Here is a 26,100-nt window from a genome sequence, read left to right on the forward strand (position 1 = left end):
TCCGGCGGTTCCAACCTTACCAGACTCTTTTTCGTTCCGTTTCCGGTCCGAATTTGAATTCCGGTGACCTGCTGGAAGGTCTTTGCCTTTCGGCGTGTCCACTACGTTAGCCGATTTCCTTGACGGCTCATAATCGAGCCGAGAGGTTGAATTACGGCATGCCGAATTCGACCCCGTCAGGGTGAATCGTAGGTAGTAGTTGGCTGCTCCGGGCTGCTCGGTCGGTGGTCCGATGGACTCCGACGACAGCTGTGCCCGTTTCAAGCGGCTCGGGCTACATTAGGTGACCCCCAAGAGCGAGTCAAGTTGCGCGGCGACGTGGCACATGGGCCCGGTAAGGGCTCACCGTGGGGTCCCCTTCGATCCAGAACCGCCAGGGGTGGGCGGCCCCGTCGCCGCCCACTCCGGTGCGCGGACCGTTGCGTACCTGGTCACGCGGTGCCGGGGTGCCGTGGAGTACGGAGAGTGGGGCGCCCGGGTGGGCGATGGCGTCGGTGCCGTTCAGCGCCCGGTCCACATCGAGCGCGGTGGCCAGGCGGGCCGGGCCTTTGGCGAGTTCCTTGTCGTTCCGGGCCGATTCCCTCCGTACACGGGCGAGGTCGGCGCCCACCTGGATGGCGCCCGCCCGGAGCAGTACCCCGCTGGCTCTGCCCTCCGGGCCGCACACCAGGTTGAGGCAGTGCCACATGCCGTAGGTGAAGTACACGTAGGCGTGGCCGGGCGGTCCGAACATGACGCTGTTGCGCGCGGTGCGGCCTCTGAAGGCGTGCGATCCGGGGTCGGCCTCGCCGTCGTACGCCTCCACCTCGGTCAGGCGGAGCTCGATGGGGCCGTCCGGAGTGGCGCGTACCAGGGTCCGGCCCAGGAGGTCGGGGGCCACATCAAGCACGGGGCGGTCGAAGAAGTCACGCGGCAGCGGCGTACGGTCCAAACCCTCGATCATGGCGGTCGAGGTTACCGGGAACCGGGAACGGTCGTGGCGCGTATGTACGGGTCAGGACCAAGGAGGAGTGAAGATGGGCTTCAAGCGGCTGCTCGCGAGCCTCGGCGCCGGCGGCGCCTCGGTGGAGACCGAGCTTTCCGAGCTCAACGTCGTGCCGGGCGGAATCGTCCAGGGCGAGGTGCGGATCCAGGGCGGTTCCGTGGATCAGCGGATCCAGGGGCTCTCGGTGGGACTGCAGGCCCGGGTGGAGGTCGAGGGCCACGACACGGAGACCAAGCAGGACATCGAGTTCACCCGACTGCAGCTCGGTGGCGCGTTCGAACTGCAGGCCGGAGCCACGCACGTCGTTCCCTTCGGGCTGGAGATTCCCTGGGAGACGCCGATCACCATGTTCGCCGGGCAGCACCTGCGCGGCATGAACATCGGGGTGACCACCGAGCTGGACATCGCCCGCGCGGTGGACTCGGGTGATCTCGACCCGGTCAACGTGCACCCGCTGCCGGCGCAGCAGGCCATCCTCGACGCCTTCGGCCGGCTCGGATTCCGGTTCCACAGCGCGGACATGGAACGCGGTCACATCCGCGGGACGCGTCAGCGGCTGCCGTTCTACCAGGAGATCGAGTTCCTCCCCCCGCAGCAGTACCGCGGGCTCAACCAGGTCGAGCTGTCGTTCGTCGCGGACGACCGCGAGATGGACGTCGTCCTGGAGATGGACAAGAAGGGCGGCCTCTTCACCGAGGGCAGCGACACGTACCGCTCGTTCAAGGTCGGCCTGCACGACTTCCAGGGGACCGACTGGGCGGCGTACCTCAATCAGTGGCTGGCGCAGGTCGGCGGTCAGCGCAACTGGCTCTAGGGTCGTGGAGGATCTTGCCGACCGCTGTGCCGTACAGCCATCAGGAGAGGTACTGACGTGACCGAGCCGAAGAGGGCCCCGCTGCCGCACGACTTCCATCCGGAAGTGCCGTCGTTCACGGTGACGAGCGAGGATCTCGCCCCCGGGGCGGTGCTGGCGGACGCCCAGGTGTTCGCGGCCGGGAACACTTCGCCGCACCTGCGGTGGGAGGGATTCCCGGCGGAGGCCAAGAGCTTCGCCGTGACCTGTTTCGACCCCGACGCCCCGACCGGCAGCGGGTTCTGGCACTGGGTCCTCTTCGACATTCCCGCGTCGGTCACGGAGCTGCCGGCCGGTGCGGGCAGCGGCTCCTTCGCGGGACTGCCGGCCGGGGCCGTGCAGGCGCGCAACGACTACGGGTCGAAGGACTTCGGCGGTGCCGCGCCGCCGGCCGGGGAGAACCACCGCTACGTGTTCACCGTGTACGCGGTGGACACCGAGAAGCTGGGGGTCGACAGCGACGCGTCGCCCGCCGTCGTCGGGTTCAATCTGCGCTTCCACACCCTGGGCCGCGCCCAGCTGATCGGTGAGTACACGGGCCCCGCCTGAGGGTCGCCGTCGAACCGAGAGTTCCCCCTCTGTTTGCCCTGTCCTGGTCCTGGAGAGATCAGGGCAGGGCATTTTTTATTGCGTTGTCCATCAGGGGCTGCCCGGCCAGAGTTGATCCGGGCCTGCCAGGGGGCGGGCGGCACACGGGAGGTGGGCGAGATGCGGGACACGCTGGTACTGAACGCGAGCTTCGAGCCGCTGTCGACGGTGACGCTGAAGCGTGCGGTGGTGTTGATCCTCCAGGACAAGGCCGTCGTCGAGCAGGCACATCCCGATCTCCGCATGCGCGGTGCCGCCGTGGACATACCGGCGCCCCGGGTGATCAGGCTCTGCCGTTACGTACGGGTGCCGTTCCGAAGACACGCGCCGTGGTCCCGGAGGGGGGTGCTGGTCCGGGACCAGCACCGGTGCGCGTACTGCGGGCGGCGGGCGAGCACCGTCGACCATGTCGTACCGCGTGCCCAGGGGGGTCAGGACACCTGGCTGAACACGGTGGCGTCCTGCGCCGAGGACAACCACCGCAAGGCGGCCCGGACGCCGGAGCAGGCCGGAATGCCGCTGCTGCGGCAGCCCTTCGTGCCGTCTCCGGCGCAGGCGATGCTCCTCGCCATGGGGGCCGGGGAGCTGGCGGAGCTGCCGGACTGGCTGGACCGGGCCGCGGCGTAGCCGGCGTACGCGTATCGCCGTACGGAAGCCCGCCTCCGGGGGGAGGCGGGCTTCCGTGTGTCAGCGGAGCAGGAGCTGGACGATGGCGGCCGTGCCGACCAGGACGATGAGCACGCGCAGGACCACGGGGCTGAGCCGGCGTCCGATCTTCGCACCGATCTGGCCGCCGAGCGCGGAGCCGACCGCGATGAGTACGACGGCCGTCCAGTCGAAGTCCGCGACGAAGAGGAAGAAGAGCGCGGCGATGCTGTTGACGACCGCGGCGAGGATGTTCTTGACGGCGTTCAGACGCTGCATGGTGTCGTCGAGCAGCATCCCCATGAGGGAGAGGTAGATGATCCCCTGGGCGGCGGTGAAGTAGCCGCCGTAGACGCTGGCGAGCATCAGCCCGACGAACAGGAGCGGTCCGCCGTCGGCGCGGGCGGGGCTTCCGGTGGTCTCGCGGCGGCGCTGGACCGCTTTGCTGATGCGCGGTTGCAGGATGACCAGGACGAGCGCCAGGGCCACCAGGATCGGCACGATGGTCTCGAAGGCCGTGGAAGGCAGGGCCAGCAGCAGGGTGGCGCCGGTGAGGCCGCCGATGAGGGCGCCGATCGCGAGCTTGAGTACGCGGCGGCCCTGGCCTTCGAGTTCCTTGCGGTAGCCGATGGCGCCGCTGACCGAGCCGGGTATCAGTCCGAGGGCGTTGGAGACGGTGGCCGTGACCGGGGGCAGGCCGGTGGCCAGCAGGACGGGGAAGGTGATCAGTGTTCCCGAGCCGACGATCGTGTTGATCGTGCCGGCGCTGATGCCCGCGGCGAAGACGGCGAGCATCTCCCAGAAATTCATGGCGTGTCCCCCGTGCATGATCGGTGCTTGGTGCACTGATCATGCACGGGGCGTGTACGCGTCATTCGACCGGGGGGACCTCGCGGCGTTCCTTGCCGGTGTCGAAGCCGGGGGTGCTCTTGCCGGTGTCGAAGCCCGGGGCCCCGTTGCCGAGGTTGCCGAAGGCGCCGCTGAGGCCCTTGAGGGCGTCACCGATCTCGCTGGGCACGATCCAGAGCTTGTTGGCGTCGCCCTCGGCGATCTTCGGGAGCATCTGGAGGTACTGGTACGAGAGGAGCTTCTGGTCCGGGTCGCCGGCGTGGATGGACTCGAAGACCGTACGGATCGCCTGGGCCTCGCCCTCGGCGCGCAGGGCCGATGCCTTGGCCTCACCCTCGGCGCGCAGGATCGCGGACTGCTTCTCGCCCTCCGCGGTGAGGATCGCGGACTGGCGCGTACCTTCGGCCTGGAGGATGGCGGCGCGCTTGTCACGGTCGGCGCGCATCTGCTTCTCCATCGAGTCCTGGATGGAGGTGGGCGGCTCGATCGCCTTGAGCTCGACGCGGTTGACCCGGATGCCCCACTTGCCGGTGGCCTCGTCGAGGACGCCGCGCAGGGCCGCGTTGATCTCCTCGCGGGAGGTGAGGGTCCGCTCCAGGTCCATGCCACCGATGATGTTGCGGAGGGTGGTGACCGTGAGCTGTTCGATCGCCTGGATGTAGCTGGCGACCTCGTAGGTCGCGGCCCTGGCGTCGGTCACCTGGTAGTAGATGACGGTGTCGATGTTCACGACCAGGTTGTCCTGGGTGATCACCGGCTGGGGCGGGAACGGCACGACCTGCTCGCGCAGGTCGATGCGGTTGCGGATGGTGTCGATGAACGGGACGACGATGTTCAGGCCCGCGTTGAGCGTGCGGGTGTAGCGGCCGAAGCGCTCGACGATGGCGGCGCTGGCCTGGGGAATGACCTGGATCGTCTTGATCAGGGCGATGAAGACGAGCACCACCAGAATGATCAGGACGATGATGACCGGTTGCATCGTTCTTCGTTGCCCTTCGGTTGCCGACGTTTCGTGATGATCGGGGCCGGGATCACGGTGGGGGTCGGCCGTCCGGCCGGTCCCGCTTCCATGATGATCGACATGATCGACATCGAGTCTGGCAGAACACGCACTGCCGTGGGGGCGGTTCGGTCACATGACGACCGCCGTGGCCCCGTCGATCTCGACGACATCGACCTGCTGGCCGGGGGCGAAGCTCTGCTCCTCGTCGAACGCGCGGGCCGACCAGATCTCCCCGGCCAGCTTGATCCGGCCGCCGCTGCCGTCGACCCGTTCCAGGACGACGGCCTGACGGCCCTTCAACGCGTCGATTCCCGTGGCCAGTCGGGGCTGGCCGGAGCGGTGTCTGGCGGCGATCGGGCGGACCACGGCGACGAGCGCCACGGAGACCACCAGGAACGCCAGGACCTGGACCACGATGCCGCCACCGAGCGCCGCGACGACCGCCGCGACCACCGCTCCGACGGCGAACATGCCGAATTCGGGCATCGCGGTCAGGACGAGCGGGATGCCCAGCCCCGCCGCGCCGATCAGCCACCACACCCACGCGTCGATGTCCACGGGCCCATGGTAGGACCGCGGACGCCCCCGCGGACAGGGCGCGGGCGAGCTCCGGACCGGCCGGGGCCCGTGGGCCGGGCCCGGGCCTGGTGCGGTGGGCCGGGGGGAGCCGCGGGGTCGGGAGAGCGGCGCGGTCAGGAAAGGGGCAGGCCGTGGGCCGTGTAGCGGTCGCCGGTGTGCTCGACGACGAGCGGCAGCCCGAAGCAGAGGGAGAGGTTGCGGGAGGTGAGCTCGGTCTCCATGGGGCCGGCGGCGAGCACCTTGCCCTGGCGGATCATCAGGACGTGGGTGAAGCCGGGGGCGATCTCCTCGACATGGTGGGTGACCATGATCATGGAGGGGGCGTACGGGTCGCGGGCGAGTCGGCCGAGGCGGCGGACCAGGTCCTCGCGGCCGCCGAGGTCGAGACCGGCGGCCGGTTCGTCGAGGAGCAGCAGCTCGGGGTCGGTCATCATGGCGCGGGCGATCAGGGTGCGCTTGCGCTCGCCCTCGGAGAGGGTGCCGAACTTGCGGTCGAGGTACTCGGTCATGCCGAGCCGGTCGAGGAAGGCGCGGGCGCGCTCCTCGTCGACGGCCTCGTAGTCCTCGTGCCAGGTGGCGGTCATGCCGTACGCGGCGGTGAGCACCGTCTGCAGCACGGTCTGGCGGCGGGGCAGCTTCTCGGCCATGGCGATGCCCGCGATGCCGATGCGGGGGCGGAGCTCGAAGACGTCGGTGCCGACGCCGCCGAGGTGCTCGCCGAGGACGCTGACGGTGCCGGAGCTCGGGAAGAGGTAGCTGGACGCGATGTTGAGGAGGGTGGTCTTGCCGGCGCCGTTCGGGCCGAGGATGACCCAGCGCTCCCCCTCCTTGACCGACCAGGAGACATCGTCCACCAGAGCGCGTCCGTCGCGGACCACGGATACGTCCACCAGCTCCAGTACATCGCTCATGGCGCGTTGTCTCCCCATGCAGTGTCGAGATCGTCGGTGCCTGTGGGCACGGCTCCCCAGGAAATCTACGCCACCGGGCGAGTGTGCCCGGCCCTGGGCCCGCGTGACGACGGGGACGGGGCCGGTTCTCTACGCTGTTCCCATGCTTTCGGAACCACGCTCAGGACGGCTGGCCTCATGGGGAAACGCGCTTCTGGCGGGGCTGGTGTCGCCGGACGACGCGGCGCTCGCCATCGTCGGGGAGGACGCGGTGCACCGCGTAGAGGGGCTTCCGGGTGAAGCGGGGCCGGTCGGGCTCACGCTGGCCCTGGGGCGGCTGCGGGGGCTGGGGGTGACGGGTTTCCGGGTGGCGCTGCCGGCTCCGGGGCATCCGCTGGGGCTGAGCGGTCCGCCGGAGTTCAACGCGCGGGCGCTGGAGGCCGAGGAGGCGGTGGTGGCCTTCGGAGCGCCGTACGGGCTGGTTCCCGAGGTGCGGGAGGCGGGGCCGGAGGGGGATCTGCACATCGAGGTGGTGTGGCGGTGTCTGGCGGTACGGGAGGCGCCGCCGGCCGATGTGCCGTCGCTGGGCGAGGCGGAGCGGGAGCTGGCGGAGGGGCTGCGGGACGCGACGGCGGTGCTGTCGCGGCTGGACGTGGCCGGTTCGGGGCCGGTGGCCGAGGCGGCGGTGGACGCGTACCGGGCGCGGGCGGAGCGGGGGCGTGAGGTGCTGGCCCCGGGGTATCCGCCGCGGGCGGTGCGGGTGCTGGAGCTGGCGCAGCGGGTGGGGCTGCTGATCTCGGTGGCGTACGAGAACGGGCACGGCGGGGCGGTGAGCGCCTCGCAGATCGCGGCGCGGGGCGAGGCGCTGCGGCCGGTGGAGCGGGTGGCGCGGCGGGCCCAGGTGGCGGCGTACAACGCGTATGTGGAGGAGCTGGAGCGGCGGCGGTAGGTCCTTCGGGCGGTGCGTGGCCGGGCGGGTCCGGGGGGCCGTCCGGCCACGCACCGGGGCCGGTCAGTCGGCGGCGCCGTGCCGGACGGCCCAGAGGGCCGCCTGGGTGCGGTCGGCGAGGTCGAGCTTCATGAGGATGTTGGAGACGTGTGTCTTGACCGTCTTCTCGGAGAGGACCAGGGCGCGGGCGATCTCCCGGTTGGAGCGGCCGTCGGCGATCAGCCCCAGTACCTCCCGTTCCCGTTCGGTGAGCGTGCTTCCCCGGCCCGTGCCGCCGCCCGGTTCCTCCTGGGCGAGCAGGGCGCCCGCGACCTCCGGCTGGAGCAGGACGTGGCCCGCGTGGACCGAGCGGATGGCGCCGGCCAGGGCGTCCGGGTCGACGTCCTTGTACACGTAGCCGGAGGCTCCGGCGCGCAGGGCGGGGATCACGGTGCGCTGCTCGGTGAAGCTGGTGACGATCAGGACCTTGGCCGGGTTCTCCAGCTCGCGGAGCCTGCGCAGGGCCTCGATGCCGTCGGTCCCGGGCATCTTGACGTCCATCAGGACGACGTCGGGGCGGAGCTCCTCCGTCCTGGCCACGCCCTCGGCGCCGTCGGCCGCCTCGCCGACCACCTCTATGTCGTCCTGGACCTCCAGGAACGTGCGCAGACCGCGACGGACCACTTGGTGGTCGTCGACCAGCAGCACCCTGATGGTTCTGTCAGCCACCGGGTACCTCCATCTCGATCGTGGTGCCCTTGCCGGGCGCCGATTCAACGGTGAGCCTTCCGCCGACGCCGTTCGCGCGGTCCCGCATGGAGACCAGGCCCAGGTGGCGGCCGGCCTGCCGGGTCGCCGCGGGCTCGAAGCCGCATCCGTCGTCGGTGATCCGGAGCAGTGTGCCGCCGCCGTGCCTGGCCAGTACGACGTCCACCCGGTCGGCCCCGGAGTGGCGCAGCGCGTTGTGCAGGGCCTCCTGGGATACGCGGAGCAGCGCCTCCTCCTGGGCGGCGGGCACCGCCCGGACGCCCTGGCTCTCGAAGGTGACCCGGGCGGTGTGGGCCCGGTCCATGACCTGGATCTGGGTGCGGAGGGTGGCGACGAGTCCGTCCTCGTCGAGTGCCGCGGGGCGCAGCTCGACGACGGCGGCGCGCAGCTCGTCCACGGCTTCGGCGGCGAGCGCGGCGACCTGCTGGAGCTCGCCCTTGGCGCGGACCGGGTCGCGGTCCACCAGGGCGGCCGCCGCCTGGGCCGTGAGCCGCAGCGAGAAGAGCTTCTGGCTGACGGCGTCGTGCAGCTCGTGGGCGAGCCGGGAGCGCTCCTCGGCGATGGTGAGCTCGCGGCTGCGCTCGTACAGGCGGGCGTTGGTGAGGGCGATCGCCGCGTGCTGGGCCAGGATGGCCAGGAGTTCCTCGTCCTCCGCGGTGAAGCCGCAGCCGCCCTCGGGTTTGGGGCAGCGCTTGTTGGCGAGGAAGAGGGCGCCGATGATCTCCTCGCCGTCCCTGATGGGCAGGCCCAGGAAGTCGGACATGTCGGGATGGGCGTCGGGCCAGCCCTCGAAGCGGGGGTCCTTGCGGACGTCGGCGAGGCGCTCGGCCCGGGCCTCGTGGAGCATCGCGGCGAGGATGCCGTGCTGTCTGGGGAGTGGGCCGATCGCCTTCCACTGTTCGTCGCTGACGCCGTCGACGACGAACTGGGCGAAGCCCCCGTGGTCGTCGGGGACGCCCAGGGCGGCGTACTCGGCGTCCAGCAGCTCGCGGGCGGAGGCGACGATCGTCTTCAGGACGTCGCGCACTTCGAGGTGCCGGCTCATGGCGAGCAGGGCGGCGCTCACGGCCGCGAGGCCCGACGTTGGGCGGTGGCTCATGTGCCTCACCGTACCGGCGGGGGTCCGGGCGCCGTATCGGCCCGTGGGTGGCTCTTCCGTGGGGCGACGGGCCTAGGTCCGGGGGTCGACGTCTCCCCCCGTGGGTCCAGAGCCTCACCCTCCGAATTGCTGAAGCAACGGTTGGTCAGTTCGTTACGGAGCCGATGTGAGGCCGCACATAGGACCCACGTCACTTACGAAGCCCGCTAGTGGAGAGGTAAGCGCCGCATGAGTGGCGATGAGCGGGGGCGGTCACGTTCGAGCGGCCACCGGCTCCACTACCCGGCTTCGTACGTCACACCGTTGCCAGCAGATTTTGCTGCCGCTAAGAATTGCTCTCGTCCCCGACGGAGATGCGAACGAACGCCTCCCGTCTTCGTCCTCCGTGAGGACTCCCGCGATTCGAAGAGGTACGTCTGCATGCTCGCGTCCAGCACCACCAGCCGTCGCCGCCGCCTGAACAAGACCCAGAAGCTCTCCGTCGCGGGTATATCCGCCATGGCCGCCGCCGCGCTCTCGTTCTCGCTCGTCCCCGCCAACGCCGACTCCAAGACCGAGGCATCGGCCGCCGTGACCGGCGTCCCCGTGGTGCTCGCGTCGGCCGCCGGTTCGCCGCAGGCCAAGGCCGTGCAGGCCAGCATCATCGAGCAGCACTCCACCGCCGAGCAGCTGGTGAAGGCCGCCGACCTCGCCAAGGCCAAGAAGGCCGCCGCCGCGAAGGCCAAGGCCGCCGAGGCGAAGGCGGCGGCGCAGGCGAAGGCGGCGGCGCAGGCGAAGGCCGAGGCCAAGGCCCGGGCCGCCGCGGTGCGGACCGAGGCCGTCGCCGCCCAGCGCACCGAGCCGCAGGCCGCCAGCCGCTCCGAGGTCCGCACCCCGGTCTACGGGAACAACCTGGACGGCTGGATCCGTCAGGCCCTCGACATCATGCAGGCCCACGGCATCCCCGGTTCGTACAACGGTCTGCACCGCAACATCATGCGCGAGTCGACCGGCAACCCGAACGCCGTCAACGGCTGGGACATCAACGCCCAGAACGGCACCCCGTCCTGCGGTCTGCTCCAGGTGATCCAGCCGACGTTCAACGCGTACCACGTCCCGGGCACCTCGACGAACATCTACGACCCGGTCGCCAACATCACGGCCGCCGCCAACTACGCGGCCGACCGGTACGGCTCGATCGACAACGTCAACAGCGCGTACTGACCGGCGGCCCGCCCCCGGGCGGTCACCGCGTCGACGCCGAAGGGCGGCACCCCCGTGCGGGGTGCCGCCCTTCGTCCGTCCGGTGTGCCGGGGTCCGCGCTACTTGCGCATGACCTCCGGCTCGTGGCGGCGCAGCAGTCGCGCGACGACGAAGCCGCAGGCGATGCCGAGCACCAGGAGCACCGTGATGTTGATGCCCCACTGGCCGGCCGAGTGCTCCCAGAGCGGGTCCAGGTTGGTCGGGTCCTTCGGGTCCCACGGCGCCATCAGGTGCGAGAGGTCCAGCGTGGCGGCCGTACCGGCGATGGCCCAGCGGGACGGCATCAGCCAGGCGAACTGCTCCAGGCCGGGCGAGCCGTACACCTGGAAGAGGATGCCGGTGAAGACGACCTGGACGATCGCGAACATGACCAGCAGCGGCATGGTCTTCTCGGAGGTCTTCACCAGCGAGGAGATGACCAGGCCGAACATCATCGAGGTGAAGCCGAGCGCGATGATCGTCAGGCAGAGCTCCAGGGCGGGCGGCATGATCAGGCCCTCGTCCGGGAGCTTGCGGGTGGCGAAGCCGATGCCGCAGATGATGACGCCCTGGAAGGCCGTGATGACGCCGAGGACGATCACCTTGGACATCAGGTAGGCGGAGCGGGACAGGCCGGTGGCCCGTTCCCGTTCGTAGATCACGCGTTCCTTGATCAGTTCTCGTACGGAGTTGGCCGCGCCGGAGAAGCACATGCCGACCGCGAGGATCAGCATGATCGTTCCGGCGGCTCCGTTGAACCGGGACGGGGCCTCCGGCGGGGCCAGGCCGAACTTGGCCGGGATGACCACGCTGACCACACCGAGCACGGCGGGCAGGATCACCATCAGGCCCATGAAGCCCTTGTCGGAGGCGATCACCGAGAGGTAGCGGCGGATCAGCGTCCACAGCTGGGCCGACCAGCTCTGCGGCTTCGGCGGGTGGATCTGCTGCGGCGGCATCTGCACCGGCTGGGCGGCGACGGCGTCGATGTCCGCGGCGTACATCTGGTAGTGCTGGGAGCCGCGCCAGCGGCCGGCCCAGTCGTAGTCGCGGTAGTTCTCGAACGCGGAGAAGACGTCGGCCCAGGTGGTGTAGCCGAAGAAGTTGAGCGCCTCCTCCGGCGGGCCGAAGTAGGCGACGGATCCGCCCGGCGCCATGACCAGCAGCTTGTCGCAGATCGCCAGCTCGGCCACGGAGTGGGTGACGACGAGGACGGTACGGCCGTCGTCGGCCAGCCCGCGCAGCAGCTGCATGACGTCGCGGTCCATGCCCGGGTCGAGGCCGGAGGTCGGCTCGTCCAGGAAGATCAGCGACGGCTTGGTGAGCAGCTCCAGGGCGACGGAGACGCGCTTGCGCTGGCCGCCGGAGAGCGAGGTGACCTTCTTGTCCTTGTGGATGTCGAGCTTGAGCTCGGCGAGGACCTCGAGGATGCGGGCCTCGCGCTCGGCCTCGGTGGTGTCCGCGGGGAAGCGGAGCTTGGCCGCGTACTTGAGGGCCTTGGTGACGGTCAGTTCCTTGTGCAGGATGTCGTCCTGCGGGACCAGACCGATGCGCTGGCGCAGCTCGGCGAACTGCTTGTACAGGTTCCGGTTGTCGTAGAGGACGTCGCCCTGGTTGGCGGGCCGGTAGCCGGTGAGCGCCTTGAGCAGGGTGGACTTTCCGGAGCCCGAGGGGCCGATGACCGCGATGAGCGACTTCTCCGGGACGCCGAAGGAGACGTCCTTGAGGATCTGCTTCCCGCCGTCCACGGTCACCGTGAGGTGGCGGGCGGAGAAGGAGACCTCACCCGTGTCGACGAACTCTTCGAGCCGGTCGCCGACCAGGCGGAAGGTCGAGTGGCCGACGCCGACCGTGTCGTTCGGTCCGATGAACGCGGAGCCGGACTTGGCGAGCGGCTGGCCGTTGACGTACGTGCCGTTGTGCGATCCGAGGTCCCGGATCTCGAAGCGGCCGTCGGGCGTCGCGTGGAACTCGGCGTGGTTGCGGGAGACCTGGAGGTCGGAGACGACCAGGTCGTTCTCCAGGGCACGACCGATGCGCATGACCCGGCCGAGCGCGAACTGGTGGAACGTGGTCGGGCTGCGGTCGCCGTGGACCGGCGGGGCCCCCGCGGCCCCGCCCGCGCCGGGCGGACCGGCCATGCCCTGCTGCTGCGGTACGTACGGCTGCTGCGGCGCCTGGGCCGGGGGCTGCTGCTGCCATCCCTGCTGCTGCGGGGCCTGCGGCTGCTGCGCGGGGGCCTGCTGGTTGCCCCAGCCGGGGCCGCCCTGCGGGGGCTGCTGGGCGGGAGCCTGCTGGGCGGCCGCGCCCTGTCCCCCGTAGACGTCCGCGCCCGCAGGGGCGGTGATGCTCAGCCTCGGTCCGTCAGTGGCGTTGCCCAGGTGTATGACGGTGCCGGGGCCGATCTCCAGCTGCTGGATCCTGCTGCCCTGCGCATAGGTGCCGTTGGTGCTGCCGTGGTCCTCGATGAACCAGTTCCGGCCCCCCCAGCTGATCGTGGCGTGCCGCCACGACACCCTGGCGTCGTCGATCGTCAGGTCGCCCTGAGGATCGCGTCCGAGGGTGTACGACCTGGACGGATCGAGCGTCCAGGTCCTTCCATTCAATTCCAGTACGAGTTCCGGCACTCCGCGCCCCACTAGTTGTCCCCCGAGTTACCCCCATCACAGGGAGTCTAGGGATGCTTGAACATCGTGGGGAACTATTCCAGGAGCAGTCCCGGATACGAAAGTCGGACCGGTCCTGGTACCCGCTTGGACCTGCATCGTTACGGGGCCGACACGAACAATCGGCAAAGAGCGCGGCAAGCGTCCCCAGCGCGCACGAAACACCACCGAACGGCGCAGACCGGGTGCCGCTCCACCCCGTCCGGGTACCGGGTGGAAGGGGACGGGCGCGGTCCGTCACGGCGCCCGCGGCCCGGTACGGGGGCACGGGCCGTGCGCGCTGTCCGTTCCTCGGGACGGAACCTCGGCACCCGGCGGCGGCCCGATACGGTGGAAGCACCATGAGCGCATCTCAGCCATCTCAGTCCTCCTCGTCTCCCGAGTCCCCTGAGCCTCCTGAGTCCCGTCGGGACACCAGCACCCCGACCCTTCTCGTGAAGATCTTCGGGAAGGACCGTCCCGGCATCACCGCCGGGCTCTTCGACACCCTCGCCGCCTACTCCGTCGACGTCGTCGACATCGAGCAGGTCGTCACCCGTGGCCGCATAGTGCTGTGCGCGCTGGTCACGGCCCCGGCCGCGGGCACCACCACCGAGGGCGACCTGCGGGCGACCGTGCACAGCTGGGCCGAGTCGCTGAAGCTCCAGGCCGAGATCATCTCCGGTACCGGTGACAACCGGCCCCGTGGTCTCGGGCGTTCCCACGTGACGGTGCTCGGGCATCCGCTGACCGCGGAGTCGACCGCCGCCATAGCGGCCACCATCACCTCCACCGGGGGCAACATCGACCGGATCTTCCGGCTCGCGAAGTACCCGGTCACGGCCGTGGAGTTCGCGGTGTCCGGCACCGCGACCGAGGATCTGCGGACCGCCCTGGCGACGGAGGCGGCCGGCATCGGTGTCGACGTCGCCGTGGTGTCGGCCGGGCTGAGCCGCCGGGCCCAGCGGCTGGTCGTCATGGACGTCGACTCGACGCTGATCCAGGACGAGGTCATCGAGCTGTTCGCCGCCCACGCGGGCTGCGAGGACGAGGTCGCCGAGGTGACCGCGCAGGCGATGCGCGGCGAGCTGGACTTCGAGCAGTCGCTGCACGCGCGGGTGGCGCTCCTGGCCGGGCTGGACGCCTCGGTGGTGGACAAGGTGCGCGCCGAGGTGCGGCTGACGCCGGGGGCCCGCACGCTGATCCGTACGCTGAAACGTCTCGGCTACCAGGTGGGCGTGGTCTCGGGGGGCTTCACCCAGGTCACCGACGACCTGAAGGAGCGGCTCGGGCTCGACTTCGCCTCCGCCAACACGCTGGAAGTGGCCGACGGAAAGTTGACCGGCCGGGTTGTCGGCGACATCGTCGACCGGGCGGGCAAGGCCCGGCTGCTGCGCAGCTTCGCCGAGCAGGCCGGGGTGCCGCTGGCGCAGACCGTCGCGATCGGTGACGGCGCCAACGACCTGGACATGCTGAACACCGCCGGGCTCGGGGTGGCCTTCAACGCCAAGCCGGTGGTCCGGGAGGCCGCGCACACCGCGGTGAACGTGCCGTTCCTGGACACCGTGCTCTATCTGCTGGGCATCACCCGCGAGGAGGTCGAGGCCGCCGACGGCCTCGTCGACTGATCCGTCCCCCCGTACGCACCGGTGCCCCGGAACCGTCGAGCGGTTCCGGGGCACCGGTGCGTACGGGCGGGGTCAGCCGTTGGGCGTCCAGTACTCGACGAGCTTGCCGACGCCGTGCTCCACGCCCTTCCAGGAACCGTTGAACTCGACGACGGCGAACGCGGAGGTGGGGAACCCGCTGCGGCTCATCCGGGCCAGGGTGTCGCCCTCGGCCTCTCCGGCGAGGGCGTCGGCGAGCGCGTGCATGCCGGGGTTGTGGCCGATGACCAGGAGGTCGCGCACATCCTCGGGGGTCTCGTTGACCAGGGCGATGAGCTCGCCGAGGGACGCCTCGTACAGCCGGTCCTCGTAGACGGTCCTGGGGCGGCGCGGCATCTCGTGGACGGCCAGCTTCCAGGTCTCGCGGGTCCGGGCGGCGGTGGAGCAGAGGGCCAGGTCGAGGTCGATCCCGGCTCCGGCGAGCCGACGGCCCGCGACGGGGGCGTCCTTGCGGCCGCGCTCCGCGAGCGGCCGTTCGTGGTCGGAATCCTGTGACCATTCCGCCTTGGCGTGCCGGAGAAGAACGATCCTGCGAGGTGTGTCGACGCTCATACACCTCAGCTTCGCATGAAACGCGCGGTCCGGCGCAGGGGGTTGACGGGCCGGTGTGCGGGGCACGGGGGTCAGCCGGTCACCAGGGCGAGGAGGTGCGCGAGGACCCGGCTGATCGCCGGGTCGGCGCCGGTGGCCTGCGCCTCGCCGGGGCTGACGATCAGCAGCAGCAGTACGGCGAAGCCGAGGGCGGGCAGCACGATGCCCCACCACGGCAGCCGCACGTCGACGCCGCCTGTGGCCGGGTGGGTGGTCCGGGTGGGCGTTGGGGCCCGCATGTCCGCCTCCGTGGGTCATCGGTTCTCTACGAAAGAACCTACGGACGCCGGGGGCCCGGGCCCATCCGGCAGTCCACCCACTTCACCCCCACCCCTGCCCCCTAGGGGACAGGGGGGTTAACCCCACCTGTGACGTGTACCGGGCGTCAGGGGGAGGCGATCGAAGCGATCACCGCGACGACCACGGTGATCAGCAGCATCGCGCCGAGCACGGCGAGAAGCTTCTTCTGGCCGTTCTGAGGGTTCGGGTCGAGCACAGGAGACATGGCCCCAGTCTCGCATCTCAGCATTCGTCCTCGATCGTCCGGTCCCGGCCGGCGAGGAAGCCGACCGCCATCTGCGGCACCATGAGGCCCGCCATCAGCGCGATGGGCAGCTCCCAGCCGCCGCTGTGCTGGTAGAGCACGCCGATCAGCAGCGGCCCCGGGATCGAGATCAGGTAGCCGACGGACTGGGCGAACGCGGACAGCCGCACCACACCCGCGCCGGTGCGCGACCGCATGCCGATCATGGTCAGGGCGAGCGGGAAGGAGCAGTTCGAGATGCCCAGGAGCAGCGCCCAGGCCCAGGCCCCTCCGGCGGGCGCGAGGTAGAGGCCCGCGTAACCGGCGAGACCGCAGCTGCCGAGGACGAGGACGATCGGGCCCTGGTTGCGCATCCGGCTCGCGACCCGGGGGATGACGAAGGCGAGCGGCACGCCCATCGCCATGGTGACGGCGAGCAGCACACCGGCGGTACCGGCCGAGACCCCGGCGTCGCGGAAGATCTGCGGCATCCATCCCATGGTGATGTACGCGGCGGTGGCCTGCAGACCGAAGAAGCAGGCGAGACTCCAGGCGGTGCGGCTGCGGGTGATCCGGAGCTCCGGGGCGGCCTGGGCGGCCACCGGGCCGCCGGACGGCCGGTTCGCGGCGCGCCGGTCGCGCACCAGCGGGAGCCAGGGCAGGATCGCGGCGGCGGAGAGCACGGCCCACACGCCGAGACCCAGCCGCCAACTGCCGCCCATCGCGCTGGTCATGGGCACGGTCACCGCGGCGGCGAGCGAGGTGCCGAGGGCCAGGGCCATGGAGTAGAGCCCGGTCATGGAGCCGACCCGGTCGGGGAACCAGTGCTTGACGATGACGGGCATCAGGACGTTGCTGACAGCGATGCCCATGAGGGCGAGGGCGCTGGCGGCGAGGAAGCCGGCCGTCCCGCCGACGAGCGGCCGGATCACGAGACCCGCGGTGATGGCGATCATCCCGGCGCAGACGACCGCGCCCGGTCCGAACCGGCGGGCCAGCCTGGGCGCCATGATCCCGAAGATCGCGAAGCAGAGCGGCGGTACGGAGGTGAGGACACCGGCGACGCTGCCGCTCATGTGCAGACCGTCGCGCACCTCTTCGAGGAGGGCGCCGAGGCTGGTGATGGCGGGGCGGAGGTTCAGGGCGGTGAGGACCAGTCCGACGGCGACCAGCCGGAGCACCCAGGGGGAGGTGCCGTCACCGGCCGGCGCCGTCCGGCGGCCCTGCGGGGCCTGTGCGGCCGTGGTTCTCGTGGGGTCGTCCGCCGCGGGGGCAGGGCTCAGTGTGCTGGTTTCTTCGTCGGACATGAGACCCATCATAGAATCATGGGATGATTGATTGTCCAGTCGGCGAGGAGTCGACCGGAACTCGGCGGACCTGGCGCGTTCTGAGACCATTCGCTCCGGGTGCGACCACCCCCGCCCCTCGTGCCGCTCCCGGCACCCCGCCCGCACCAGCAACCGGACCAAGGAGCACCATGGCGCTGACGTCCCCGCGGCGTTCGGCACTCGCCGACCAGGTGATTGCCCAGCTCAGGAATCAGATCACCTCGGGCGAGTGGCCCGTGGGCTCCCGCATTCCCACCGAGCCCGAACTGGTGGAGCAGCTGGGGGTGGCCCGTAACACCGTCCGGGAGGCCGTGCGCGCCCTCGCGCACAACGGGCTGCTGGACATCCGGCAGGGGTCGGGCACCTATGTCGTGGCGACCAGCGAGCTGGCCGGGGTGATGCACCGCCGTTTCGCCACCGCCGATCCGCGCCACATCGCCGAGCTGCGCTCCACGCTGGAGTCGTCGGCGGCCCGACTGGCCGCGGCCCGGCGCACCGAGCGGGACCTGAAGCAGCTGGACGCGCTCATGGCGCGCCGCGAGGAGGCATGGGCGGCGGGGGACGCCGAGGCGTTCGTCGAGGCGGACGCGACGCTGCACCACGCCGTGGTCGCCGCCTCGCACAACGACGTGCTGACCGCCCTCTACGCCGACCTGGGGGATCTGCTGCGCGACTACCTCAGGGGCGACATCGGCCACGAGCTGCGGCCGGAGAACCACATGGACCACGGGCGGCTGGTCGAGGCGATCCGGGCCGGGGACGGCGAGACCGCGGCGGCCGAGGCGGCGAGCCATGCGCTGAGCTGCCCGGCGGATCACCCCTAGGGGTGTCTGAACAAAGTGGGTGTGGGTGAAGGAGCGACGCCGCGGGCATGCGTGAAACTCCCCCTCAGGGGGTGTCCGGCACGCCCCGCGTCCGGTGGGTGACCCAGACGGAGGCGACCTGCTTCCAGCAGCGGTCGTCGATCCGTACGGTCCGCCCGGGTTCCACGTCGACCGGGGCGGAGTCGGCGTCCACGTCCCACCACTGACGGCACTCGGTGTGCAGCTGTACGCGGTCGGTGGAGGGGTACGGGTTGTGGCAGAGGGCGACGACGCGTGAGCCCCGTATCGAGGTGAGGCATTCGGCTCCGGCGGGCTCCGGACTGGGTGCGGCGGGGGTGGACGCCCCGCTTCCGGCCCGGCCCGCCAGGGTTATCCCCACGGGGGCGGCGAGCCCGGCCAGCGCTATGGCGGCCGCCAGCAGCGCGCCGGTCCGGCGACGTGTGGAGCGCATGACGACCTCCTCCCGCAGCCTGGCCCGAAGTCCGGTTCATCACATTCTGCGGTGGATCGACTACCTTTTCGAGTCGATCTCGGCCGACGGGCCGCACACCCCGCCTCCGGACGTACGAAAGCCGCGTACCGCCCGTGATCGGGCGGTACGCGGCCGGGTGGAGCCCCGTCGTACGGGTCAGGCACCCATCATGTGCACGCCGCCGTCGACGTGGATGATCTCGCCGGTGGTCTTCGGGAAGAAGTCCGAGAGCAGCGCGACGATGGCGCGGCCGGCCGGCTCCGGGTCCCCCATGTCCCAGGCCAGCGGGGAGCGGGTGTCCCACACCTTGGCCAGGTCGGTGAAGCCCGGGATGGACTTCGCGGCCATCGAGCCGAGCGGACCGGCCGAGACCAGGTTGCAGCGGATGTCGTCCTTGCCCAGGTCGCGGGCGAGGTAGCGGGAGGTGGCCTCCAGGGCGGCCTTGGCCGGGCCCATCCAGTCGTACTGCGGCCAGGCGAACTGCGCGTCGAAGGTGAGGCCGACGACCGAGCCGCCGTTGTTCATCAGCGGCTTGCAGGCCATGGCCAGCGACTTCAGCGAGAACGCCGAGACGTGCATCGCGGTGGCGACCGACTCGAACGGGGTGTTCAGGAAGTTGCCGCCGAGGGCGTCCTGCGGCGCGAAGCCGATGGAGTGGACGGCGCCGTCGAGGGAGCCGAGCTCCGCCTCGACCAGACCGGCGAGCCGGTCCAGGTGCTCGGCGTTGGTCACGTCCAGCTCGATGACCTTGGCCGGCTTCGGCAGCTTCCTGGCGATGCGCTCGGTCAGCGTGGGCCGGGGGAAGGCCGTGAGGATGACCTCGGCGCCCTGCTCCTGGGCCACCTTGGCGGCATGGAAAGCGATGGACGACTCCATCAGCACACCGGTGATGAGGATGCGCTTGCCGTCGAGAATTCCGCTCATGGTGATCAGTGACCCATGCCCAATCCGCCGTCAACCGGGATGACGGCTCCAGTGATGTACGACGCGTCGTCGGAGGCGAGGAAACGCACCGCGGCGGCGATCTCCTCGGGCTGCGCGTAGCGGCCGAGCGGCACCTGGGCCACGATGCCCTTGCGCTGCTCCTCGGTGAGCGCCTGCGTCATGTCGGTGTCGACGAAGCCGGGCGCGACGACGTTGAAAGTGATGTTCCGCGAGCCGAGCTCACGGGCCAGCGAGCGGGCGAAGCCGACCAGACCGGCCTTGGAGGCGGCGTAGTTCGCCTGCCCGGCCGAGCCGAGGAGTCCGACGACGGAGGAGATGAGGACGACCCGGCCCTTCTTGGCGCGCAGCATGCCGCGGTTGGCGCGCTTGACGACCCGGAAAGTGCCGGTGAGGTTGGTGTCCAGGACGGACGTGAAGTCCTCCTCGGACATCCGCATAAGCAACTGGTCCTTGGTGATACCGGCGTTGGCGACGAGCACCTCGACGGGACCGTGCTTCTCCTCGATCTCCTTGTAGGCCTGCTCCACCTGCTCGGCGTCGGTGATGTCGCAGCGGACCGCGAGGACACCGGCCTCGGTGAGCACGACGGGCGGCTCTCCGGATCGGTAGGTGATCGCGACCTTGTCACCGTTGTCGGCGAAGGCGCGGGCGATGGCGAGGCCGATGCCCCGGTTTCCTCCGGTGACGAGAACCGAGCGGCTCATCGGATCACCCTTTCCCTAGCGGTCTGGTACGTCGAAAACCTATCGGTACCGTCCGCTCCGCGAGCAATCGGCCCCTGACAGGGCCTTCCCCCGGGCACTGTGGGGTTCCTACAGTGCCCGGCCCTCCCGGGAGGGCCGCCGCCGGGTCGCGGCGAGGGTGTCCGGTTGACGCCAGGTGCGGTCACCCTCCGGCGTGGTTCACTTCCGTGGTGCATCGAGAAGGGAATCCGCCGTGCCCCATGAGGTAGATCAGTCGTTCCTGGCCCTGCCGTTGCGGGCCCTCGCCGACGCGGCGCTCGCCCGCGCGCGTGCGCTGGGCGCCGAACACTCCGACTTCCGTATGGAGCGGGTGCGCAGCGCCTCCTGGCGGCTGCGGGACGCCCGGCCCGCCGCGTCGTCGGACACCACCGATCTGGGCTACGCGGTACGGGTGGTGCACGGCGGGGCCTGGGGGTTCGCGTCCGGGGTGGATCTGACGATGGACGCCGCGGCGAAGGTGGCCTCACAGGCCGTCGCCATGGCGAAGCTGTCCGCCAAGGTGATCGCGGCGGCCGGTTCCGACGAGCGGGTCGAGCTGGCGGACGAGCCGGTGCACGGCGAGCGGACCTGGGTGTCGGCGTACGACGTCGACCCGTTCGAGGTGCCGGACGAGGAGAAGGCGGGGCTGCTCGCCGAGTGGAGCGCCCGGCTGCTGGCGGCGGAGGGCGTCGCGCATGTGGACGCGTCGCTGAACACCGTCCACGAGAACAAGTTCTACGCGGACACGGCCGGGACGGTGACCACCCAGCAGCGGGTGCGGCTGCATCCGGAGTTCACCGCGGTGGCCGTGGACGGGACGACCGGCGAGTTCGACTCGATGCGGACGATCGCCCCGCCGGTGGGCCGCGGCTGGGAGTACCTGACCGGGACCGGCTGGGACTGGGCCGGTGAGCTGGAGCGGATCCCCGGGCTGCTGGCCGAGAAGATGCGCGCCCCGAGCGTCGAGGCGGGGACGTACGACCTGGTGGTCGACCCGTCCAACCTCTGGCTGACCATCCACGAGTCGATCGGCCACGCCACCGAGCTGGACCGGGCGCTGGGGTACGAGGCGGCGTACGCCGGGACCTCGTTCGCCACCTTCGACCAGCTGGGCAAACTGGCGTACGGCTCCCCCGTGATGAACGTGACCGGTGACCGCACCGCCGAGCACGGTCTCGCGACCATCGGGTACGACGACGAGGGCGTCGCGGCGCAGTCCTGGGACCTGGTGCGCGACGGGACGCTGGTCGGGTACCAGCTGGACCGGCGGATCGCGAAGCTGACCGGCCTGGGCCGTTCCAACGGCTGCGCGTACGCGGACTCCCCCGGCCATGTCCCCGTGCAGCGGATGGCCAACGTGTCCCTGCGGCCGGAGCCGGGCGGGCTGTCCACGGAGGACCTGATCGGCGGGGTGGAGCGCGGGATCTACGTGGTCGGCGACCGGTCCTGGTCGATCGACATGCAGCGGTACAACTTCCAGTTCACCGGTCAGCGGTTCTTCCGGATCGAGAACGGGCGCCTCGCCGGTCAGCTGCGCGATGTCGCCTACCAGGCGACGACGACGGACTTCTGGGGCTCGATGGAGAAGGTCGGCGGCCCGCAGACGTACGTGCTGGGCGGCGCCTTCAACTGCGGCAAGGCGCAGCCGGGGCAGGTCGCCGCCGTCTCGCACGGCTGCCCGTCCGCGCTCTTCCGGGGCGTCAACATCCTCAACACGACGCAGGAGGCCGGCCGATGAGCCGTGTCAGCAAGCCGTACGAGATCGTCGAGCGCGCGCTCGAACTGTCGACCGCCGACGGTTGCGTGGTCATCGCCGACGAGCACTCCTCGGCGAACCTGCGCTGGGCGGGCAACGCCCTCACCACGAACGGGGTGACCCGGGGCCGGACCCTCACCGTCGTCGCGACCGTCGACGGCGCGCGGGGCACCGCGTCCGGCGTGGTGTCCCGGGCCGCGGTCACCGCCGACGACCTGGAGCCGCTGGTGCGCGCCGCCGAGGCCGCGGCACGCGGGGCCTCCCCGGCCGAGGACGCGCAGCCGCTGGTCACCGGGGTGGCCGCGTCGCCCGACTTCACGGACGCGCCGGCCGAGACCGGTTCGGAGGTCTTCGCGGACTTCGCCCCGGCGCTCGGCGACGCCTTCGCCCGCGCCCGCTCCGGCGGCCGCGAGCTGTACGGCTTCGCCCACCACCTGATGAGCTCCACGTATCTGGGGACGTCGACGGGGCTGCGGCTGCGCCACGACCAGCCGACCGGGACGCTGGAGCTGAACGCCAAGTCGCCCGACCGCACCCGGTCCTCCTGGGCGGGCCGCTCGACGCGCGACTTCAAGGACGTCGACCCGGCCGCGCTCGACGCGGAGCTGGCGCGGCGGCTGGCCTGGGCGGAGCGCCGTATCGAGCTGCCCGCCGGACGGTACGAGACGCTGCTCCCGCCGACGGCCGTCGCCGACCTGCTGATCTACCAGCTGTGGTCGTCGACCGCGCGGGACGCCGCAGAGGGCCGGACGGTCTTCTCCCGGCCGGGTGGCGGGACCAGGATCGGCGAGCAGCTGTCCGGGCTGCCGCTGACGCTGCGCAGCGACCCGTACGCCCCCGGGCTGGAGTCGGCGCCGTTCGTGATCGCCCATGCCTCCGGGGACGGGGCCTCCGTCTTCGACAACGGGCTGCCGCTGGCGTCGACCGACTGGGTGCGCGAGGGCAGGCTGGAGCGGCTGACGACGACCCGGCACACGGCGGAGCTGACCGGCCAGCCGGTCGCCCCGGCCATTGACAACCTGCTGCTGGAGGGCGGCGGCGAGCGGTCCCTGGACGAGATGGTGGCGGCGACGACCGGGCGCGCGCTGCTGCTGACCTGCCTCTGGTACATCCGGGAGGTCGATCCGGCCACCCTGCTGCTGACCGGGCTGACCCGTGACGGGGTGTACCTGGTCGAGGACGGCGAGGTCGTCGGCGAGGTGAACAACTTCCGGTTCAACGAGTCTCCGGTGGACCTGCTGTCGCGGGCCTCGGAGGCGGGCCGCACCGAAACGACGTTGCCGCGCGAGTGGGGCGACTGGTTCACTCGGGCCGCGATGCCCGCGCTGCGGATCCCCGACTTCAACATGAGCTCGGTGAGCCCCGGCGTGTGACCCGCCTAAACTGGGTGTTGCCCTGTGCCGCACTTATGAGGAGAGAAAGAACCGTGACGGACATCGTCGACGAGCTGAAGTGGCGCGGGCTGTTCGCCCAGTCCACTGATGAGGACGCCCTGCGCAAGGCTCTCGCGGACGGCCCGGTCACGTTCTATTGCGGCTACGACCCCACCGCGGCCAGTCTGCACGTCGGCCATCTGGTGCAGGTGCTCACCATGCGCCGGCTCCAGCTGGCCGGGCTGCGTCCGCTGGCCCTGGTGGGCGGCGCGACGGGTCAGATCGGCGACCCGAGGCCGACCGCGGAGCGCACGCTGAACGACCCGGAGACGGTCGCCGCCTGGGTGGCGCGGCTGCGGGCCCAGATCGAGCCGTTCCTGTCCTTCGAGGGCGAGAACGCCGCGGTCATGGTCAACAACCTGGACTGGACCGCGGGGCTGTCCGCGATCGAGTTCCTCCGGGACATCGGCAAGCACTTCCGCGTCAACAAGATGCTGACGAAGGAGTCGATCGCCCGCCGGCTGGAGTCCGACGAGGGCATCAGCTACACCGAGTTCAGCTACCAGCTGCTCCAGAGCATGGACTTCCTGGAGCTGTACCGGCGCTACGGCTGCACGCTCCAGCAGGGCGGCAGCGACCAGTGGGGCAACCTCACCGCGGGCCTCGACCTGATCCACCGCCTGGAGCCGGGCGCCGAGGTGCACGCGCTGGCGACGCCGCTGATGACGAAGGCGGACGGGACCAAGTTCGGCAAGACCGAGGGCGGGGCCGTCTGGCTGGACCCGACGATGACCACGCCGTACGCGTTCTACCAGTTCTGGCTGAACGTGGACGACCGGGACGTCTCCCGGTACATGCGGATCCTCAGCTTCCGCAGCCCTGCCGAGCTGGAGGAGCTGGAGAAGGTCACCGAGGAGCGTCCGCAGGCCCGGACGGCGCAGCGCGCGCTGGCCGAGGAGCTGACGACGCTGGTGCACGGCGCCGACCAGTGCGCGGCGGTCGTCGCGGCGTCGAAGGCGCTGTTCGGCCAGGGCGAGCTCGGCGCGCTGGACGAGGCGACGCTGGCCGCCGCCCTGTCCGAGGTGCCGCACGCGCGCGTCACCGAGCTGGGCCCGCTGGTGGATCTGCTGGTGGAGGTCGGTCTGGCGCCGAGCAAGTCGGGTGCCCGCCGCACGGTGAAGGAGGGCGGCGCGTACGTGAACAACGTCAAGGTCGTCGACGGTGAGGCCGCGCCGGCCCGCGAGGAGCTGCTGCACGGGCGCTGGCTGGTGCTGCGCCGGGGCAAGAAGAACCTCGCCGCCGTCGAGGTCACCGGCTGACCCCGGACCCGTAACCACCGCGCCGCGGCCGGACGCCCTCACGGGGTGTCCGGCCGCGGTGCGTGGTGGCGGAGGGTCAGGTTCTTCTGCTCCGGTTGCCGCGGACCGCGGCCCATACCGCGTCCCCGACGGCGACGATGACGATCGCGCCGATGAGCTGGAGGATGTGGCGGGTCCAGTCGATGCCCTTGGTGTCGTTGACGCCGATCCAGGTGGCGACGGTGTTGCCGAGCACGCTGCCGATGATGCCGCAGACGACCGTCAGCCAGAGCGGGATCTTCTGTTTGCCGGGCAGGATCGCCTTGGCGATCAGACCGAGCACGAGGCCCACGATGATTGCCCACAGCCAGCCCATGTCCGCCTCCTCGCGGGGCGCGGCGTCGCGCCCGTCCGGACCAGTCTCGGGCCGGGGTCGGGCGACCGCATGCCGGACGCGTCCGTGCGTGGGGCCTCGAGACCGAAATGTACGAACGTGCCCGCCCCGGTCTCGTGACCGCCGGGGGCCGGGCGTACCGTGGTTGCGGTCCGGTCCGTGGGCGGCCGGGGCGGGTCCGCGGTGCCCCCGGCCGGTCGGGGGAAGTCGGGGGAAGGGTGAGGGAGACATGGTGCGGAAGCGGAGCGACGGCGAGGTCTTCCGGATCACCGGGGCCCGGCAGGGGCTGGCGGACGATGTCCGCGGCAGGCAGCGGCGCTACGTGATCTCGATGTCCGTGCGGACGCTGTCGGTGGTCCTGGCCGCGACGCTGTGGAACGTCGAGCGGTACGTGGCGATCGTGGCCCTCGCGCTCGGGATGCTGCTGCCCTACGTGGCGGTGGTCATCGCCAACGCGGGCCGGGAGACTCCTCGTTCGCTGCCCTCGACCTTCATTCCGGCGCCGATGCGTCCGGCGCTCGACGCGGCGCCGGTGTCCGGGGCGGCCGAGTCCGGTCCGGAGGGTGACGGGGTGCACGGCGGCGGGGCACCGGCCTGAGCCTGGGCCGGCCTGCGGATGACGGCCGATGCTCAAGAAATGCTCAGATCAATCATGAAGTTACGGTGCACCGCACCCCGGTCTGCGTGACATACTTCGAAGCGCGCTCCGCATCCCCCGTCGGAGCGACGGACTGACGCCGGGCAGCTCCCCCCGTGGCTGCCCGGCGTCGCCTTTTTCCTGATGGTGCGGGGTCCGACATTAGGGTTGAGTCCGTGAACTCCCCTGAGAACGCGGCCGAGAGCGCCGCCGCCGCACCCATCTGTTCCGCCAAGGGCTGCCGGGCCGATGCGGTCTGGGTGGTCGCCTGGAACAACCCGAAGGTGCACACCCCGGACCGTCGCAAGACCTGGCTGGCCTGCGAGGAGCACCGGGAACACCTGTCGTCGTTCCTCGGTGTCCGGGGCTTCCTGAAGGAGGTCGTGACGCTGACGGAGTGGGAGGCCCGGGCGGAGGACGTCTAGGACCTGTCTTCAAACTGCCGTCGTCCGGCCGGAGGCCGGGCCGTGCGGTGTCCGGTGCGTGCGATCGCAAGGCGGAGGGTCGCTCCGATAC

General features: G+C 70.8%; 28 protein-coding genes. 12 read left to right on the forward strand and 16 right to left on the reverse strand.

Annotated features, from left to right (window positions below; all coding sequences use genetic code 11):
* Positions 1–301: 301 nt before the first annotated feature.
* Positions 302–943 (reverse strand): DNA-3-methyladenine glycosylase, encoded by a 642-nt coding sequence (locus ACWC97_RS33310; protein WP_352280331.1) that lies wholly within the window; start codon positions 941–943, stop codon positions 302–304.
* A gap of 73 nt (positions 944–1,016) precedes the next feature.
* Here ACWC97_RS33310 and ACWC97_RS33315 point away from each other — a divergent pair, with 73 nt between their 5' ends.
* The 3 genes from ACWC97_RS33315 (at position 1,017) to ACWC97_RS33325 (ending at position 3,053) form a co-directional block, all read left to right on the forward strand.
* Positions 1,017–1,799, forward strand: a complete 783-nt coding sequence (locus ACWC97_RS33315; RefSeq protein WP_352280330.1) for a sporulation protein — start codon at positions 1,017–1,019, stop codon at positions 1,797–1,799.
* A 57-nt stretch (positions 1,800–1,856) separates the two neighbouring features.
* Positions 1,857–2,387 (forward strand): YbhB/YbcL family Raf kinase inhibitor-like protein, encoded by a 531-nt coding sequence (locus ACWC97_RS33320; RefSeq protein ID WP_352280329.1) that lies wholly within the window; start codon positions 1,857–1,859, stop codon positions 2,385–2,387.
* Positions 2,388–2,546: 159 nt separating this feature from the next.
* Positions 2,547–3,053, forward strand: coding sequence for an HNH endonuclease (locus ACWC97_RS33325; protein ID WP_352280328.1), 507 nt, complete (start codon positions 2,547–2,549; stop codon positions 3,051–3,053).
* Between the two features lie 60 nt (positions 3,054–3,113).
* On the opposite strand, the gene ACWC97_RS33330 is transcribed toward ACWC97_RS33325, so the two are convergent.
* From ACWC97_RS33330 to ACWC97_RS33345, 4 genes are all read right to left on the reverse strand, one after another.
* Positions 3,114–3,881 (reverse strand): sulfite exporter TauE/SafE family protein, encoded by a 768-nt coding sequence (locus ACWC97_RS33330; protein ID WP_450653517.1) that lies wholly within the window; start codon positions 3,879–3,881, stop codon positions 3,114–3,116.
* A 61-nt stretch (positions 3,882–3,942) separates the two neighbouring features.
* Complete coding sequence (locus ACWC97_RS33335; protein WP_352280326.1) at positions 3,943–4,899, reverse strand: SPFH domain-containing protein; 957 nt, start codon at positions 4,897–4,899, stop codon at positions 3,943–3,945.
* 153 nt (positions 4,900–5,052) lie between these two features.
* A complete protein-coding gene (locus tag ACWC97_RS33340) occupies positions 5,053–5,481 on the reverse strand; it encodes an NfeD family protein (protein WP_352280325.1) in 429 nt (142 codons plus the stop codon).
* 134 nt (positions 5,482–5,615) lie between these two features.
* On the reverse strand, positions 5,616–6,413 hold the full coding sequence (locus ACWC97_RS33345) for an ABC transporter ATP-binding protein (RefSeq protein WP_352280324.1): 798 nt from the start codon (positions 6,411–6,413) through the stop codon (positions 5,616–5,618).
* 142 nt (positions 6,414–6,555) lie between these two features.
* On the opposite strand from ACWC97_RS33345, the gene ACWC97_RS33350 reads away from it, so the two are divergent.
* A complete protein-coding gene (locus ACWC97_RS33350; RefSeq protein ID WP_352280323.1) occupies positions 6,556–7,341 on the forward strand; it encodes a hypothetical protein in 786 nt (261 codons plus the stop codon).
* Between the two features lie 63 nt (positions 7,342–7,404).
* Here the strand turns inward: ACWC97_RS33350 and ACWC97_RS33355 are convergent, their stop codons facing one another.
* Together ACWC97_RS33355 and ACWC97_RS33360 are read right to left on the reverse strand one after the other, a co-directional pair.
* On the reverse strand, positions 7,405–8,049 hold the full coding sequence (locus ACWC97_RS33355; protein WP_352280322.1) for a response regulator transcription factor: 645 nt from the start codon (positions 8,047–8,049) through the stop codon (positions 7,405–7,407).
* Positions 8,042–9,187 (reverse strand): GAF domain-containing sensor histidine kinase, encoded by a 1,146-nt coding sequence (locus ACWC97_RS33360; RefSeq protein ID WP_450653521.1) that lies wholly within the window; start codon positions 9,185–9,187, stop codon positions 8,042–8,044. The genes ACWC97_RS33355 and ACWC97_RS33360 overlap by 8 nt, the downstream gene beginning before the upstream one ends.
* Before the next feature lie 420 nt (positions 9,188–9,607).
* Here ACWC97_RS33360 and ACWC97_RS33365 point away from each other — a divergent pair, with 420 nt between their 5' ends.
* Positions 9,608–10,390 (forward strand): transglycosylase SLT domain-containing protein, encoded by a 783-nt coding sequence (locus ACWC97_RS33365; RefSeq protein ID WP_450653523.1) that lies wholly within the window; start codon positions 9,608–9,610, stop codon positions 10,388–10,390.
* Between the two features lie 99 nt (positions 10,391–10,489).
* On the opposite strand, the gene ACWC97_RS33370 is transcribed toward ACWC97_RS33365, so the two are convergent.
* Positions 10,490–13,048 carry an FHA domain-containing protein gene (locus ACWC97_RS33370; protein ID WP_450653525.1) on the reverse strand — a complete coding sequence of 853 codons (2,559 nt, stop codon included), beginning with the start codon at positions 13,046–13,048 and terminating at the stop codon, positions 10,490–10,492.
* 368 nt (positions 13,049–13,416) lie between these two features.
* Here ACWC97_RS33370 and serB point away from each other — a divergent pair, with 368 nt between their 5' ends.
* Positions 13,417–14,682: a phosphoserine phosphatase SerB gene (gene serB, locus ACWC97_RS33375; protein WP_450653527.1), complete on the forward strand. Its 1,266-nt coding sequence runs from the start codon at positions 13,417–13,419 to the stop codon at positions 14,680–14,682.
* Positions 14,683–14,754: 72 nt separating this feature from the next.
* Here serB and ACWC97_RS33380 read toward each other — a convergent pair whose 3' ends face one another.
* The 4 genes from ACWC97_RS33380 to ACWC97_RS33395 all read right to left on the reverse strand — a co-directional run bounded on the left by ACWC97_RS33380 (position 14,755) and on the right by ACWC97_RS33395 (position 17,142).
* Complete coding sequence (locus ACWC97_RS33380) at positions 14,755–15,273, reverse strand: SixA phosphatase family protein (RefSeq protein WP_352280317.1); 519 nt, start codon at positions 15,271–15,273, stop codon at positions 14,755–14,757.
* A gap of 71 nt (positions 15,274–15,344) precedes the next feature.
* Positions 15,345–15,551 (reverse strand): hypothetical protein, encoded by a 207-nt coding sequence (locus tag ACWC97_RS33385; RefSeq protein WP_352280316.1) that lies wholly within the window; start codon positions 15,549–15,551, stop codon positions 15,345–15,347.
* 146 nt (positions 15,552–15,697) lie between these two features.
* A complete protein-coding gene (locus tag ACWC97_RS33390) occupies positions 15,698–15,808 on the reverse strand; it encodes an SGM_5486 family transporter-associated protein (protein WP_268246558.1) in 111 nt (36 codons plus the stop codon).
* A 26-nt stretch (positions 15,809–15,834) separates the two neighbouring features.
* Positions 15,835–17,142, reverse strand: a complete 1,308-nt coding sequence (locus ACWC97_RS33395) for a CynX/NimT family MFS transporter (RefSeq protein ID WP_392281692.1) — start codon at positions 17,140–17,142, stop codon at positions 15,835–15,837.
* Between the two features lie 170 nt (positions 17,143–17,312).
* Between ACWC97_RS33395 and ACWC97_RS33400 the strand changes: the two genes are divergently transcribed.
* Positions 17,313–17,987 (forward strand): FadR/GntR family transcriptional regulator, encoded by a 675-nt coding sequence (locus ACWC97_RS33400; protein WP_450653530.1) that lies wholly within the window; start codon positions 17,313–17,315, stop codon positions 17,985–17,987.
* 64 nt (positions 17,988–18,051) lie between these two features.
* Here ACWC97_RS33400 and ACWC97_RS33405 read toward each other — a convergent pair whose 3' ends face one another.
* The 3 genes from ACWC97_RS33405 to fabG form a co-directional block, all read right to left on the reverse strand.
* Positions 18,052–18,438, reverse strand: coding sequence for a hypothetical protein (locus ACWC97_RS33405; protein WP_450653532.1), 387 nt, complete (start codon positions 18,436–18,438; stop codon positions 18,052–18,054).
* Positions 18,439–18,615: 177 nt separating this feature from the next.
* Positions 18,616–19,383 (reverse strand): enoyl-ACP reductase FabI, encoded by a 768-nt coding sequence (gene fabI / locus ACWC97_RS33410; protein WP_352280312.1) that lies wholly within the window; start codon positions 19,381–19,383, stop codon positions 18,616–18,618.
* Positions 19,384–19,388: 5 nt separating this feature from the next.
* Positions 19,389–20,108: a 3-oxoacyl-[acyl-carrier-protein] reductase gene (gene fabG / locus ACWC97_RS33415; RefSeq protein WP_352280311.1), complete on the reverse strand. Its 720-nt coding sequence runs from the start codon at positions 20,106–20,108 to the stop codon at positions 19,389–19,391.
* 232 nt (positions 20,109–20,340) lie between these two features.
* Between fabG and ACWC97_RS33420 the strand changes: the two genes are divergently transcribed.
* From ACWC97_RS33420 to tyrS, 3 genes are read left to right on the forward strand one after another with little or no spacing between them, the layout of a single operon-like run.
* Positions 20,341–21,864, forward strand: a complete 1,524-nt coding sequence (locus tag ACWC97_RS33420; RefSeq protein ID WP_450653535.1) for a TldD/PmbA family protein — start codon at positions 20,341–20,343, stop codon at positions 21,862–21,864.
* Positions 21,861–23,255, forward strand: a complete 1,395-nt coding sequence (locus tag ACWC97_RS33425) for a metallopeptidase TldD-related protein (protein WP_352280309.1) — start codon at positions 21,861–21,863, stop codon at positions 23,253–23,255. The genes ACWC97_RS33420 and ACWC97_RS33425 overlap by 4 nt, the downstream gene beginning before the upstream one ends.
* A gap of 53 nt (positions 23,256–23,308) precedes the next feature.
* A complete protein-coding gene (tyrS, locus tag ACWC97_RS33430) occupies positions 23,309–24,574 on the forward strand; it encodes a tyrosine--tRNA ligase (RefSeq protein ID WP_352280308.1) in 1,266 nt (421 codons plus the stop codon).
* Between the two features lie 76 nt (positions 24,575–24,650).
* Here tyrS and ACWC97_RS33435 read toward each other — a convergent pair whose 3' ends face one another.
* Complete coding sequence (locus tag ACWC97_RS33435) at positions 24,651–24,929, reverse strand: GlsB/YeaQ/YmgE family stress response membrane protein (protein WP_352280307.1); 279 nt, start codon at positions 24,927–24,929, stop codon at positions 24,651–24,653.
* A gap of 247 nt (positions 24,930–25,176) precedes the next feature.
* Here ACWC97_RS33435 and ACWC97_RS33440 point away from each other — a divergent pair, with 247 nt between their 5' ends.
* A complete protein-coding gene (locus ACWC97_RS33440) occupies positions 25,177–25,545 on the forward strand; it encodes a DUF3099 domain-containing protein (protein ID WP_352280306.1) in 369 nt (122 codons plus the stop codon).
* Positions 25,546–25,760: 215 nt separating this feature from the next.
* Positions 25,761–26,009, forward strand: coding sequence for a hypothetical protein (locus ACWC97_RS33445; RefSeq protein WP_352280305.1), 249 nt, complete (start codon positions 25,761–25,763; stop codon positions 26,007–26,009).
* Positions 26,010–26,100 lie beyond the last annotated feature (91 nt).

The sequence above is a fragment of the Streptomyces sp. NPDC001108 genome (assembly GCF_053598535.1).